This is a genomic window from Arthrobacter sp. AL05, assembly GCF_029960715.1.
GTDB lineage: Bacteria > Actinomycetota > Actinomycetes > Actinomycetales > Micrococcaceae > Arthrobacter.
The window spans coordinates 173,974-186,695 of the sequence record NZ_JASBRC010000006.1 but is presented as its reverse complement, the minus strand read 5'-3'; the positions used below and the strand labels follow the sequence as shown (position 1 = coordinate 186,695).

At 67.3% G+C, this 12,722-nt stretch carries 14 protein-coding genes; 3 read left to right on the top strand and 11 right to left on the bottom strand.

Annotated features, from left to right (window positions below; genetic code table 11):
- Window positions 1-66 precede the first annotated feature (66 nt).
- Entirely contained in the window at window positions 67-2,325 is a 2,259-nt protein-coding gene (locus tag QK287_RS10050) for an EAL domain-containing protein (protein WP_282359971.1), read from the bottom strand.
- A 118-nt stretch (window positions 2,326-2,443) separates the two neighbouring features.
- Window positions 2,444-2,746, bottom strand: a complete 303-nt coding sequence (locus QK287_RS10045; RefSeq protein ID WP_226774361.1) for a DUF4193 domain-containing protein — start codon at window positions 2,744-2,746, stop codon at window positions 2,444-2,446.
- Between the two features lie 231 nt (window positions 2,747-2,977).
- Here QK287_RS10045 and QK287_RS10040 point away from each other — a divergent pair, with 231 nt between their 5' ends.
- Complete coding sequence (locus QK287_RS10040; protein ID WP_226774349.1) at window positions 2,978-3,244, top strand: hypothetical protein; 267 nt, start codon at window positions 2,978-2,980, stop codon at window positions 3,242-3,244.
- 66 nt (window positions 3,245-3,310) lie between these two features.
- Here the strand turns inward: QK287_RS10040 and QK287_RS10035 are convergent, their stop codons facing one another.
- Window positions 3,311-3,814, bottom strand: coding sequence for an HtaA domain-containing protein (locus QK287_RS10035; RefSeq protein ID WP_226774350.1), 504 nt, complete (start codon window positions 3,812-3,814; stop codon window positions 3,311-3,313).
- A 375-nt stretch (window positions 3,815-4,189) separates the two neighbouring features.
- Here QK287_RS10035 and QK287_RS10030 point away from each other — a divergent pair, with 375 nt between their 5' ends.
- Both QK287_RS10030 and QK287_RS10025 read left to right on the top strand, forming a co-directional pair.
- On the top strand, window positions 4,190-5,131 hold the full coding sequence (locus tag QK287_RS10030; protein ID WP_226774351.1) for a BTAD domain-containing putative transcriptional regulator: 942 nt from the start codon (window positions 4,190-4,192) through the stop codon (window positions 5,129-5,131).
- 198 nt (window positions 5,132-5,329) lie between these two features.
- Window positions 5,330-5,608: a hypothetical protein gene (locus QK287_RS10025; RefSeq protein WP_226774352.1), complete on the top strand. Its 279-nt coding sequence runs from the start codon at window positions 5,330-5,332 to the stop codon at window positions 5,606-5,608.
- A gap of 13 nt (window positions 5,609-5,621) precedes the next feature.
- Here QK287_RS10025 and QK287_RS10020 read toward each other — a convergent pair whose 3' ends face one another.
- From QK287_RS10020 to QK287_RS09985, 8 genes are all read right to left on the bottom strand, one after another.
- Window positions 5,622-6,242: an L-threonylcarbamoyladenylate synthase gene (locus QK287_RS10020; protein WP_226774353.1), complete on the bottom strand. Its 621-nt coding sequence runs from the start codon at window positions 6,240-6,242 to the stop codon at window positions 5,622-5,624.
- Between the two features lie 120 nt (window positions 6,243-6,362).
- Window positions 6,363-7,049, bottom strand: a complete 687-nt coding sequence (locus tag QK287_RS10015) for a DUF5134 domain-containing protein (protein WP_282359970.1) — start codon at window positions 7,047-7,049, stop codon at window positions 6,363-6,365.
- Between the two features lie 10 nt (window positions 7,050-7,059).
- Complete coding sequence (locus QK287_RS10010) at window positions 7,060-8,187, bottom strand: XdhC family protein (RefSeq protein ID WP_226774355.1); 1,128 nt, start codon at window positions 8,185-8,187, stop codon at window positions 7,060-7,062.
- On the bottom strand, window positions 8,180-8,977 hold the full coding sequence (locus QK287_RS10005) for an SRPBCC family protein (RefSeq protein ID WP_226774356.1): 798 nt from the start codon (window positions 8,975-8,977) through the stop codon (window positions 8,180-8,182). The genes QK287_RS10010 and QK287_RS10005 overlap by 8 nt, the downstream gene beginning before the upstream one ends.
- The gene (locus QK287_RS10000) at window positions 8,977-10,209 is read right to left on the bottom strand and encodes a VWA domain-containing protein (protein WP_282359968.1); all 1,233 of its coding nucleotides are present in this window, start codon (window positions 10,207-10,209) and stop codon (window positions 8,977-8,979) included. The genes QK287_RS10005 and QK287_RS10000 overlap by 1 nt, the downstream gene beginning before the upstream one ends.
- Before the next feature lie 38 nt (window positions 10,210-10,247).
- Window positions 10,248-11,171, bottom strand: coding sequence for a MoxR family ATPase (locus QK287_RS09995; protein ID WP_226773167.1), 924 nt, complete (start codon window positions 11,169-11,171; stop codon window positions 10,248-10,250).
- Window positions 11,168-11,818, bottom strand: a complete 651-nt coding sequence (locus tag QK287_RS09990) for a nucleotidyltransferase family protein (RefSeq protein WP_226773166.1) — start codon at window positions 11,816-11,818, stop codon at window positions 11,168-11,170. The genes QK287_RS09995 and QK287_RS09990 overlap by 4 nt, the downstream gene beginning before the upstream one ends.
- The gene (locus tag QK287_RS09985; RefSeq protein ID WP_226773165.1) at window positions 11,802-12,722 is read right to left on the bottom strand and encodes an XdhC family protein; all 921 of its coding nucleotides are present in this window, start codon (window positions 12,720-12,722) and stop codon (window positions 11,802-11,804) included. Before QK287_RS09985 ends, QK287_RS09990 begins: the two co-directional genes overlap by 17 nt.

The following is a 12,722-nucleotide window of genomic DNA, read 5'->3' as shown; positions in this document are numbered from 1 at the left end:
CGCGGCCTGCCGTGCACTGAACCGGGACTGGACGGCCGGTTCAAAACCAGGCTGCGGGCTGCGTCCTCACAAGCCTGGCGCTGGCGAACCGCCAGCCGGCTGGAGCCGCGCTTCGGCGGCGAGAAGGGACTCGATCATTGATGCGGGCACCGGCGGGGAGAGGAAGTAGCCCTGCCCCATCCGGCAGCCCAGGCGGCGGAGCAGGGCCAGTTGCGCGTCGTCCTGGATGCCTTCGGCGATCGCGTCAAGGTTAAGTTTGTGGGCCAGTCCCAGGATGCCTTCGAGCAGGGCCGCGGATGCTGTGTCGGAAGCGCTGGCGGAGAGGAATGAGCGGTCGATCTTGAGGATGTCCGCAGGCAGCTCGGCGAGAGTGCTCAGCGAGGAGTAGCCGGTGCCGAAGTCGTCGATGGCGATCCGGACCCCGAAGGTCTTTAGCCGGTGGAGCGCCTGGACACCGCCGTCGATGCTGCTGGCCAGAGCCGTTTCGGTGACCTCCAGCACAATTTTGTCTGCTTCCGCAGCGGGATCCTCGAGAACACTCTCTATCCTGCCGAGGTTCCGCGGACTGGACAATTGCAGGGAGGAGAGGTTGATCGACACCCAAAGGTCTTCGCAGTGACTGATCGAGGCCCGCCAGCGGGCGCCCTGCCGGCTCGCCGTGCTGAGCACCCAACCGCCGATCGCCTCGATATCACCGGTTTCTTCGGCAAGGGCGATGAACTGGTCCGGCTCCAGCAACCCCAGTGTGGGATGGTTCCAGCGCACCAGTGCCTCCACGCCGAGGATTCTCCCGGTGTCCAGGTCAGCGACCGGCTGATAGGCGAGTTGCAACTGCCGCTCGGGCACTGCCGCGGCCAGCGCGGCACGCAGTGCCGCACTGTGCGTCATCCTGTTATAGCCCTCGGCATCGAAGCTCTGGAACCGCCCCTTGCCTCCTTGTTTTGCCATGTACATCGCGAAGTCGGCCTGCCGCAGCAGATCCGCGGGCTCCCCGGTTTCGGGCCGGTGAAGGGTGGCCCCCATGCTGACTGAAACCTTCAACCGGACGTCTCCGACGGCGAATGGCGACCCGAGAACGTTGTGAATCCGCTCCGCGATCGCGGCCGTGGCGGACCCGTCGGCGTCGTCCGCTACGACGATCGCGAATTCATCGCCGCCGAGCCTGGCGGCGAGGTCGCCGGAGCGCACGCAGGCCCGCAGCCGGCCGGCCAGTTGGATAAGCAGCGCGTCGCCACCCTCGTGGCCCAGCGTGTCATTGACATCTTTGAAGTCGTCAACATCGACGATCAGAAGTCCTTCGTGCCGGGGCTTGCCTTCGGAAGCGGGCTCGAAGGAGACCGCGAGACGCTCAGTCAGCGCCGCCCGGTTGGCCAGCCCGGTGAGCGGATCGTGGGTGGCCCGGTGCGTCAGGGCCAGATGGCTGTTGTGGACAGCAGCGGCCATGGAGTTGAAGGCTTCTGCCAGTTCACCCAGTTCGTCGCGCCGGACGACGTCGATGCGGTGGCTGTAGTCCCCGGCCTGCAGTTTAAGGACACCGACGTGCATGCCCTCGACGGGCCGGATCAGGAACTTGACCAATCTGCCGCGGAAGTAGATGACGGCAGCCGCGGCCAAGGCGAAAAGGGCGCTGCGCGCTGCGATCACTGTCTGCTCCAGCTCAGCACTGTAGGCCAGACCGGAGTCCATCGCTTCAAGGGCCGACTGCTGGATCTCATCCAGCAGGACGCGGACCCCGGAGCCGGACATGGCAAGGGCCGGTGCGCCGGTCAGGCGGCTTGCCGTGACGCCCTGTACCTGGTTGCCCCACAGCCCAAGTGCTGCGAGACCGTCCTGCCACTGCGCTTGGGCTGTGGCGGCGGTCCCGCGCATGTCCCTCTCTGCCGGCAGGACCTGGATCGCCTCGTCGAAGCGGCGGGACACGTCCAGTTGCTGGCGCAGGAATTCCGTGCGGTCAACCGGAGCATTGGACAGCAGCCGCTGCGCGGCCTGTTCGTGGGTATCAACTGCAGTGCGCAACTGCGCGACTGTCTCTAACGCGCTGTGGAGTCCGGCGGAAGCGTTTTGAACCTGGTTACCGACGGCCCGAACTCCGGCAACCGTAGCGACGGCCCCCAGGAGGAGCGCCACCAGCATTACTGCGAACGCCCTGGACCATTCAGTCTTGAGGCTCCAGGTGCGCCCGGGGCGTCGGGTCGCGGTGCCTGCGGGAACAGCTTCGGTACCGGCATTGCCGGTGCCGAAGCTGTTGAGGACAACGTCCCCGTCCGGGGCAGCCCCGGCCGCCACCGCAGGCCTGTCTTCCGGCGTCGTGGTCCAGTTCCGCATGATTCCGCCTCCGGCTCCGCACCGGCACGCGCCGAATCGTCAAGGAAAAGCGTATCGGAACGGGCCGCGCAAGCCATGACCTGCGTCGCTATCGGGAAAATGTGACGCGGACAGTCCGTCAGTTCATGCAGTCAGCGCAGTACGAGTGGCCGGATTTCTCGCGGGCCAGCTGCGAGCGGTGCCGGACCAGGAAGCACGAATAGCACATGAACTCGTCGTCTTTCTGCGGAATGACGGTGACCGTCAGTTCCTCGCCGGACAAGTCAGCGCCCGGCAATTCCACACCTTCGGAGGTGTCCGCCTCGTCGAGTTCGCGGGTTACGCTGCGCGCGTCCGGTGCGTTCGCGGAGCGAAGAGCCTCCAGCGAAGCGTTGCGGGTCTCCGCAACGTCGGATCGGACTTCGTCATAATCGGTTGCCACCTGGTTGATTCTCGATTCCATAGTTCTGAGTTTCCCGGGATTGAACGGTACAGCATCCACGTGCGCAATAGCTGCGGGCGGGCGCCCCCGGGGCAGTGACCCTCACGACACCTCCGGCTGGCCGTCACCTACATCCCGGGTGTGTAAGGATCTTCGCCCGGATGTCATCTGCCGTTTACGCCGGGGTCTTAGCCTGATTACTTAGGCACCAGCCGCCGCAGAGGAGACGTTATGGCAGATATAACCGCAGTTCTAGGAAGGCTTACGCCCGAGGAAGTTCAAGGCCTCCGGGCCTGCGGGCCGGCCGGTCACCTGCCCAGGGATCTCACGGATGCGCTTGACCGGGCAGCAGGCGGTCCTGGCTCCGGGCGGGGCTACTACGTTCCCAGCGGCAGTGTCAGCGACACGGGCAGGCCCCACCTGGTGCTGCGCAGCGACGTCTCCGATTGGCTGTTTGGAAAACCTTCCCTGCTGCCGCAGGGCACCAAAGAGAACTAGGCAACACAGCGTGCGTGCCAGCACCCTGGATCAGGGGTGTCCGTGGCTGCAGCCCGCAGGGTTCTCCTACTGGGTGACCCGGATGAAGAGCGGATCCATCGGCTGGCCGGCAGCGTACTGTCCGTCGAAGAGTTCGGATCCTTCCGGAGATATGACGACGTCGATGTGATCCCACACCAGGGACCCGTCGGACTGGTTTGGTCTTGCAGGGCTGAGGAAACCAATAGTGGCGCGGTCCTGGCCGCCGCCGTCGCCGGTGCTGATGGAGAGCACTCCGCTGCCGCCCGTGAAGGTGATCCAAGGGTCCAGCAACCTGACCAAGAGCATTCCATGGTGGCCGGCGAGCCGGACGTCTCCGCGGAAGCGCAGCACTCCAGTTCCGCGCGCAACGTCGTAGTCGCAGGAACCGGGGCCGAAGCAGAAAAGCGAGTCATCGGCCTTGGCAGCCCCGCTGGTTGCTGAAACGGACCCATCAGCCAGGCTGGCGATGTAATCGATGAAGCTGCGCTTGACGCCCCAGCTGAGGCCCAGCGGGGGCAGTCGATCGGCTGGATCGGACGCTCGGTTCACGAAGGTTCTCCTGTAGGTGAAAGGCTGGTCTCCTCTGAGCCTATCGGCGGATTGCCCGGCAGCTGAACTGTGGCGCCGGGTTGCCCGGCTCCGGCGCTGTGTTGTGCCGCCGCAGCCCCACCGGTCCGGCGCTGCGGTACCTGCCCTACGTTGCGGGTACTCAGAATTCGCCCGCCTAATACTTGGGGCCACAAGGACGTATACCCGACTTTCCACGGAACAAAGGATCGGGTAGTTGCACTTCTTGTTGCACCCGGATCCGCGTGCAACGGTTTACCTAGAAGGCCGGATGGAATTGAGTCTCAGGGGCGGATCCGAATAGCTCCTTTCGGCGCTTCCAGGCGCGATTAGTTGATAGTTGGGGAGGGGATCAACGTGGAGAATCCGAGCGAACCCACGGTGGCAATTTCGGTCCGGCTGTTCGGATCGTTCGAGGTCCGGCGAAACGGCACCGTCCTCAAAGCAGCGGACCTGGGAGGCTGCAAGCCGCGCCACATCCTGGAGATTCTCCTGCTGAACCTTGGCACACCGGTGTCAAAGGCCCGGCTTGTGGAGATCCTGTGGGGACCCCGGGCCAGCGGCGGCGCCGTCGCCACACTGGAGAGCTATGTCAGCAGCCTCCGGCGCGCGATCCAGCCAGGCAACACCAAGTCGGGCCCGCTTCGTACCGCAAACTCTGGCTACCTGCTGGACCCGCAGCTGGTGACACTGGACTTGTTTGAGTTCCGCGAACTGCTACGCACGGCCCGGAACTCTCCGCCGGCCCAGGCGCATGCACTCTCGATGCGGGCCCTGGAACTGGCGAGGGAACCGCTGCTGGGCTTTGAACTCGCGGCCGACTGGGCGGAGGAGGCCCGGACCCGCCACGAAGCCGACAAATTGGGGGCCCAGATTCTCGCGGCTGAAACGGCTGCGTTCCTCGCTCGGCCCCAGCTCGCCATTTCACTGGCGCAGGCCGTAATCCGGTCCGAGCCGCTCAACGAACGTGCATGGACGGTCCTTGTCGCCGGATACGAGCAGGCGGGCCTGCCGGTTGAGGGCCTCTCAGCGTATGAGCGCTGCCGCCGGCTGTTCGACCGTGACCTGGGCTGCGCTCCGGGGCCAGCCTTGCAGACTGCCCACCTGAGGCTGCTGAGGCAACAAGCCGAGGGAAACGCGGAGCTCTCGGAAGTCCTGGCAGCGGTGCTCTATCTGGGGGAGCGGCTGCATGGCTCCAAATCGGTGCAGCCTGCCGCGGCGGACTCCCGGCGCCTGCAGGAGAACGCCGGCCGGGTGCTCGGCTCTTTTATGCAACAGGCGCTGGCCATGGCGGTCTGAAGTCCGCTGCGGTGCCGCCGCTTCGGGAACGCACGTGAATGAAAAGCCGCGTCGCATGCCACCGATGAGCAGGAACGGGCGTTAGCTTCATCACGCGACGGGCATTCACCGAAAATCCGGGGGCTGCGGGCCCCATACTGGAAAAGGCCCAGCGGACCTCTTTCCTTTCCGCCCGCACGAGGACAGTTTATGAAAACGATGAGTATTGCAAAAAACGCCGTCACCAGCGAGTACTTCCCCGCGGCAGCAGTGCTCGCCGGCGTGGCGGTGTTCTGGATCCTAGGACTCTGCGGGGGCCTGTCGCTGTTGAGCGACCACCAGACGCCGTTGACCACGCTTAGCTGGCTTTTGTTCGTTTATGTCGCAGCCGTCCTCACGCCGCTCGCGGGACTTCTCGCGGCTCTGGACTTGTCACGCCGCTGGCTGCGCCACCGGGCGTCGGGCGTCGCGGGGAACGCCGAAACGGCGTCAGCTTAGCCCCCGGGCCGCGCTACTCGAAGCGTGCGGGGTCACCCATGCCGCGCCGGACGATTTCGGCAGTGCCGCTGGAATAGTCGATGACTGTGGTCGGCTCCGCGCCGCAATCGCCGGAGTCGATGACGGCGTCGACCACGTGCTCAAGCCGTTCCTTGATTTCCCAGCCCTGGGTCAGCGGCTCTTCCTCGTCCGGCAGCAACAGCGTGCTGGAGAGCAACGGCTCGCCAAGTTCGGCGAGCAAAGCCTGGACAACCCGGTTGTCCGGGATACGCACCCCCACCGTCTTCTTTTTCGGGTGCAGCAGGCGCTTGGGAACCTCTTTGGTGGCGGGCAGGATAAAGGTGTAGCTTCCCGGCGTGACGGCCTTGATGCTCCGGAACACGTCGTTGTCGATCTGCACGAATTGGCCCAACTGGGCAAAGTCCTTGCAGACCAGCGTGAAGTGGTGTTTGTCATTGAGGTGGCGGATAGTCCTGATCCGGTCCAGCGCTTCCTTGTTGCCCAGCTGAGCACCGAGCGCGTAGCAGGAATCGGTGGGGTACGCGATCAGCCCGCCGGACCGGATCATTTCCACCGCCTGGCTGATGGAGCGCGCCTGGGGGTTTTCTGGGTGAACATCGAAGTATCTCGCCATGGCACGAGCTTACCGCCGCCGGTGGCTGGACCGCCTGCCGCAGGGCCCGTGAGTCATCTTCCGGTCCGCTGGCGGCAGGGTCGGATCGATCCCACGCGGGTGAATGCCAGCTCCGGGCTCTTATACAGCGAAAGCCGCGAACATAACTGCCATCGAAACCGCGGACACAAGTTCCAGGAACGGCGCGCCGCTGCCCGTCCGGTTGCGGCGTCGGGCGCGCCGGAGCAGGAGCACGCCCCACACGGCGCCGGCCGCCCCGAAGGCTACCGCCAGGACGGGAGCGGACAGGCTTGTCCATTCCGGCAGCGCGGCCGGAAAGGACCCTGCCAGCGACGGCCGCGCACTGGAGCCACCGTGGTGCGCCGCCAGGTCCGCAAGGCCGGCGGCCGTCGGAGCGGCCGGTGTCCGGTGGGTGCCGCGTAAGTCCATGACCGCCAGCATGTAGGCCATGGCAGCCATGGTTAGGGCGTTGTACAGCAACCTGCCACGGCTGGCTTCGCCCTCGCGGCGGCCGTGCCATGGTCCGGCGGCGGTGACGTTCAGTACGGCGAGTACCATGGGGCGCCGGGAGACGGCGCGGAGCACGAACCACCAGGCGGCAAGGCCAAAGACCATAATCTGGGGGAGCGCGGGCCACCGGTCCCCGGAAGCAAGCATGGCCGCCATGGCCGCCAGCATCGCGGCATGGAGGCAATATTCAACCCTAGTGGCCGGTGGCGACTTGCGGCTGGCCTGAAAAACCGCGAACAGCGACGCTGCCAGCAGCAGTGCCGTCAGCCCCCAGCGCGCGACGTCGTTAGCGATCAACGGAGCCCGGTCAATGCTGCTCTTCGTGGTGAATGCGTTCCTCGAGTTGCCGAAGTGCTGCCCCGCTGCCGCCCCACTGCTTGGCAATGAACTCGGCAGCGATGGACACCGCTGTCTCCTCGGGAGTCCGCGCGCCAAGGTCGAGTCCCACGGGGCTGTGCAGCCGCGCCAGCGCTTCCTCGTCCACTCCCGCCTCACGCAGCCTCGCGACCCGATGGTCATGGGTCCGGCGCGAACCCATGGCACCAATAAAAGCCACGGGCCGGCCGCGCAGGGCAACGTCCAACAGTGGAATATCGAACTTCGGATCGTGGGTCAGAACGCACATCACGGTGCGCTCATCCACCAGGTCCTGTTCCAGCTGCTCGGCGAGGTAGCGGTGCGGCCAGGCGTTGATGACCTCTGCGGCGTCGGGAAAGCGGGCGGGCGTAACGAAAATGGCCCTCGCATCGCACACCGTGACGCGGTAGCCGAGAAAGGTCCCCAACCGGGCCAGCGCAGAAGCGAAATCGATCGCGCCGAAAATGAGCATTCGCGGCGGCGGCGCGTAGCTCGCGAAGAAGACCCGCATCCCGGTGTCCAGCCGCTCGCCATCGGGGCCGTAGCTCAGGATGCCGGAGCGTCCCGCGGCGAGCAGGCCCTGGGTGTCATCGCCCACGGCATGATTTGCCCGCCCGGACCCGAGGTCGCCTTCGAAACCGTCGGACCGCACAATCAGGTGCCGGCCCAGCCAGCTGCTGTCCGGGTGTTCGATCACTGTCGCGACCCCGACGCGCCGTCCGTCGTCGATGTCCTGCCTGACGGCGTCGAGTTCGGCGAAGCGTTGCCGGGAAACCGGCTCCACGAAGATGTCGATAATCCCGCCGCAGCTCAGACCGACGGCGAACGCGTCGTCGTCACTGATCCCGTAGCGCACCAGGACGGGAGTGCCGTCCTGCCTGACCTGCGTGGCCAGCTCGTACACAGCACCTTCGACGCAGCCGCCGGAGACCGAGCCGGCTGCCGTCCCCTCAGCCGTGACAAGCATGGACGCCCCAGGGAGGCGGGGGGCTGACTCGAACGTGCCCACCACCGTGGCGAGGCCGGCGGTGTCACCCCTCCGCCAGCCCGTCATCATGGCCGCCAGGACATCACGCACGGTCGGACTTCAGCCTGCCAATCGCCCGGATCAGGCGGAACGCCGAGAGCCGCCCGGCCACGTAGGAGATGCACGCCACCACGGCTACAAGTGCCAGCACCTTGACAGGGCTGGAGAGCTGATCCGTTGCAATGCCCTTGGCGAGGCTGAGTGCGTCCAAACTGCCGGCGGTGGCAGATGCCGGGGCGGTTGTCGGGGCAGGCGCGCCCGCTGCTGGCACGGCGCCCGGCCGCAGTCCCGGAAGTTCCGACGACGGCGCCGGGGCCACCGCTGCGGCCCCGGCTTCCGGGGCGGCCACCGGTCCGGGGACCCCGTCTGCCGGAACGGTGCCGGGCGCGGCGGGCGCGGCGATCATGGCCTGCAGATTGCTGGCGAAGAGGGTCATCATCTGTTCGGTGACGCTGCCGATCACACCCTTGCCCATCGCGGCGGCCTTGCCGGAAAGCGATAGCTCGGCCTTGACTGTCCCTCGGGTTGTGCCGCCTGCCTCTTCCGTCAGAAGCAGCGTCACTGTGGCTTCGGCGGTGCCCTGGCCGCGGGTTTCCTGGGCTTTTCCGCCGAGTACGGCACGGTGTTCGCCGGCATTGCGCTCGATCACGTTGAGCAGGCCTTTGTACTGCATGTTAACCGGGCCCAGTTTCACGCCCATGCCCACCTGGTAGGCGTCGTCGGAGAGTTTGTTCAGGATTTTGGCGCCTGGGACGCAGCCAGCCACACGTTCAAAGTCCATAATGGTGTCCCAGACGGTGCCGATCGGTGCTACGACCGCAAAGGTGCTGTCTATTTGCATCAGTTCCCTCTTCCCTTGAGTGATGGCTGGCTGTCGCCGCGGATTGCGGCCGCCACCGCAGCCAAAGCCGTGTAGCTGTGTCCGCTGACGAAGGCGTCACAGTATGGCAGCGCGGCCGCCATGCCGCCCGCCAGCGGCTGGTATTCCGGGGCTGCCTTGCGCGGATTGACCCAGATAATCCGTTGGGCCAGGCGCCGCAGCCGTGCCATCTGCGCCGCGACGTTGTCGGGGTCCTCCTGCGCCCAGCCGTCCGAGAAAATGACCACCACCGCGCCCCGTGCCAGCCCGCGGCGGCCGTGGTCATCAACGAAGTGCCTGATGCTGTCGGCAATACGGGTGCCGCCGGCCCAGTCCGGGGCGGCCTCCGCGGCGCGGGCCAGGGCCTCGTCCGGGTCGCGTAGCGCCAGCTGCCGGGTCAGACGCGTCAGCCGGGTGGAAAACCCGAAGGCCTCGGCGCCGGCTGTTGCCACGGCTCCCTGCAGCAGTGAGATGAAGATCCGCGCGTACGGTTCCATCGAACCGGAGACGTCGCACAGCATCACGAGCTTCCGGCGCTGCTCACGGCGCCGTGCGTACAACAGCCCCGTCGTGTCGGTGCCGGAGCGCCGCGACGCGCGGACCGTGGCGCGGACGTCCAGCCGGGCGCTGCTGTGGGTGGACTTGCGGGTGCGGCGGCTCAATCTCGTGGGGGTGGCGAGCAGCAACCCGGACGCCAGCCGCCGGATTTCCAGGACTTCCGCGTCGGTCAGCTGAGCGAAAGCCATCGCGTGCAACTGCTCATCGGTGGAGGCCATGGCGAGGACTGCTTCCCGTTCCGGGGCGTGGTTGTCCCCGTCGCTGTCCGGTCCCGCGGCGGCAACCGGCGGCGTCGCCCGCGGGTCGGCCGGCGCGTTGCCCGGGGCACGGTCCTCGGCCGGGGAGGGCCTGGTGCGTGCCTGCTCCGGGGGGCCGGGCGGCGGGGCGGCCGGGGCGGTGGTGCGCGGCGGTGCAGCGGGGTCGAATCCGGCGCGGAATACGGCAGCGAAGACGGCATCGAACGCGGGAAGCTGTCCGTGAGCTGACACCAAGACCACCCGGGATGCCCAATAGAGGGTTTCGACGTCGGCCGGAGGGACCAGGCGGAGAGCCTCGGCCAGCCGGACTGCCCGGTCCGGAGAGCACGATAGCCCGGCCCTGCGCAGGGCGGTGACAAACGCAGCGGACAAGGCGGCCGCCTCCACTGCGGGGGGCACGGGGGCCGTATCCTGGACTGTTCCGGCGGTCAACGCGCTCACCCGCCTGCACCGGCCACAAGCCAGTTGGCCCCCCGGGCGCCAACCAGTTCCAGGTCGTCGCGGTTCTTGACGATCGACCCGAGGGTTCGTTCCGCTGTCGTCGAGTCAATGTGCTCGATGCCAAGCACGGCGAGGGCGGACACCCAGTCGATGGCCTCGGAGATCCCCGGCGGTTTCGCGAGGTCCAGCGTGCGTAGCCTGGTGATCATGGCGGCGGCCTGCAAAGCGAGCGGGCCGCTGCTGGCAGGCACACGGCGGCGGACAATTTCAGCGATCCGCTCCGGACCGGGGTAATCGATCCAGTGGTACAGGCATCGCCGCGTCAGGGCATCGTGCAGGTCCCGTGTCCGGTTGGAAGTCAGAATAACGATCGGGGGATGGGTGGCCCGGATGGTGCCCAGTTCCGGGATCGTGACGGCGGCTTCGGCGAGCAATTCGAAGGTGAAGGCCTCGAATTCGGCGTCGGCGCGGTCGATCTCGTCCAGCAGCAGCACCGCCGGGCGCGGTCCGGGATGTTCGATCGCCTGCAGCAGCGGCCGGCGCAGCAGGTACTCCGGGCCGAAGAGGTCGGTCTCGGTCACGGAGGCATCCCGCACTTCGGCAAGCCGGATGCCGAGGAGCTGCCGCTGGTGGTTCCACTCGTAGAGGGCCTCGCCGGCGTCGATCCCCTCGTAGCACTGCAGCCGGTACAGCGGCGTATCCAGCAGTCCGGCAAGGGTCTTCGCCACCTCGGTCTTGCCGACGCCCGCTTCGCCCTCCAGGAGAAGTGGCTGAGGCAGCCGGACGGCCAGGAACAGCGCGGTGGCCAGTCCGACGTCGGCCAGGTAGTCGCTGCTGTCCAGCGCCGAGACCAGGGACGCAACGTCGGGGATCCGCCGCTGGATATCCTCCTCCGCGCCGGCGCGCGCAGCGGCGTTCACAGCTCGCCCTCCAGCCCGGCCAGGACCCGCCGGTAGTCCTCGTCGGTGTCGACGTCGAGCGGCACGGGTCCCGGAACGCGAAGTTCGACCGCGTCGTCGGACCGCTGCTCCAGCAGCTTCCAGACTGCCTTGTCGCCGTGCAGGGCGGCCAGGTCCGGGAGCATCCGACGGGTAAACGCCAGGGGGTGGCCGACGCCGTCGTCGTAGCGGCAGACGGCGATGCCGGGGGCATTTTTTCCACCATGATCCGTATCAGCGGCCAGGAGCCGCAGCAGGGCGCGGGCGTCGACGGAACGGACACCCGGCTGGTCACCAAGCAGCAGGAGCACGGCGCCCGTTTCCGGGTGGAGAGCAGCGATGCCGGCGGCGATCGAGGAGGAACAGCCCGCCCCGAAGTCCGGGTTGAGCACAATCTCGCAGCCTGTGGTGTCGACCGTGCGCCGGACCTCCCCGGCAGAGCCTCCCAGGACCAGCACGGTCTGCTCAAGGCCGCAGTCCCGGGCGACAGCAAGCACGGCGTCGAGGAGCACCCCCGTCCCGTAGGGAAGCAGCTGCTTGGCCCGGCCCAGGCGCCGCGACGCTCCGGCCGCCAGGATCAGCCCCGCCGTCCGGTGCCGTGCGGGTGGACGTTCAGGGGGTGAGGTCATAGTGCTCCGGATCTTTGCGGAAGGCGGCACGGCAGCCGGGTGAACAGAAGTAGACGGTCACACCGTTGTGCGCAAGGTGGATCGAGGAGTCGGCCGCCGCAACGGACATGCCGCAGACCGGGTCGATCGCGGTGGGCGGAACTTCCGCTGCCGTCGCCGGGTCTGCCGTCGCCGGCTGCCGTGATGTCGACCGCTCCTGGATGAGCTGCGCCAGGATCGAGAGCGCGATTTCGCCGGGAGTGCGGGCCCCCAGCTGCAAGCCGGCCGGGGTGAACACCCGCGAACGCTGCGCCGGGTCGACGTCAAGGGATTCCAGTACCGCTGCGCCCCGGGTCCCACTGGCCACAAGCGCGACATACGGCACCCCGGCACGCAGTGCGGACTCAAGCGCGGCCTCCTCCGCCTTGCCGTGGGAGGCCACAATCAGCGCTGCGTCGTCTCCCCGCGGAGCCGCGGATTCGCCGTCCGTGAGTTCCACTGCCATTCCGACGCCGGAGCCGAGGCTCTCGAGCGCCTGGGCCACGGGCGTTGTACCGACCACCAGAACCCGGGGCGCCGGGATGCGCGGCTGAAGGAAGATCTCGATCGCCCCGCCGCTCAGGCAGGGGTTGGACACCTCAACAGCCCCCTCCTCAGCACTGCGGGACGGCTCGCCGGGGACAACGCGCAGCAGCAGGGGTTCCTGCGAGGCCAGGACCTGCAGGCTGTACTCCCGCACCGAGGACTCGACGCAGCTCCCGCCGACGAAGCCCTGGATCTCGCCGCCGGGCAGGATGAGGGCTGTATCCCCGGCGTGGGCGCTGGTGGGGTGCTGGGCCCGGACCACAGTGGCGTGCACAAACGGCTCACGGCGGGAGGCGAGGTCATTCGCCCGGGCCGCGAGGGAATCTCCAGTCGGTGCCAT

What these genes read in the sequence shown, in the direction of transcription:
- QK287_RS10050 (WP_282359971.1), bottom strand. Translation starts at nt 2,325, where the DNA reads ATGCGGAACTGGACCACGACGCCGGAAGACAGGCCTGCGGTGGCGGCC.
- QK287_RS10040 (WP_226774349.1), top strand. Translation starts at nt 2,978, where the DNA reads ATGGCAGATATAACCGCAGTTCTAGGAAGGCTTACGCCCGAGGAAGTT.
- QK287_RS10025 (WP_226774352.1), top strand. Translation starts at nt 5,330, where the DNA reads ATGAGTATTGCAAAAAACGCCGTCACCAGCGAGTACTTCCCCGCGGCA.
- QK287_RS10020 (WP_226774353.1), bottom strand. Translation starts at nt 6,242, where the DNA reads ATGGCGAGATACTTCGATGTTCACCCAGAAAACCCCCAGGCGCGCTCC.
- QK287_RS10005 (WP_226774356.1), bottom strand. Translation starts at nt 8,977, where the DNA reads ATGCAAATAGACAGCACCTTTGCGGTCGTAGCACCGATCGGCACCGTC.
- QK287_RS09990 (WP_226773166.1), bottom strand. Translation starts at nt 11,818, where the DNA reads ATGACCTCACCCCCTGAACGTCCACCCGCACGGCACCGGACGGCGGGG.
- QK287_RS09985 (WP_226773165.1), bottom strand. Translation starts at nt 12,722, where the DNA reads ATGGCACCGACTGGAGATTCCCTCGCGGCCCGGGCGAATGACCTCGCC.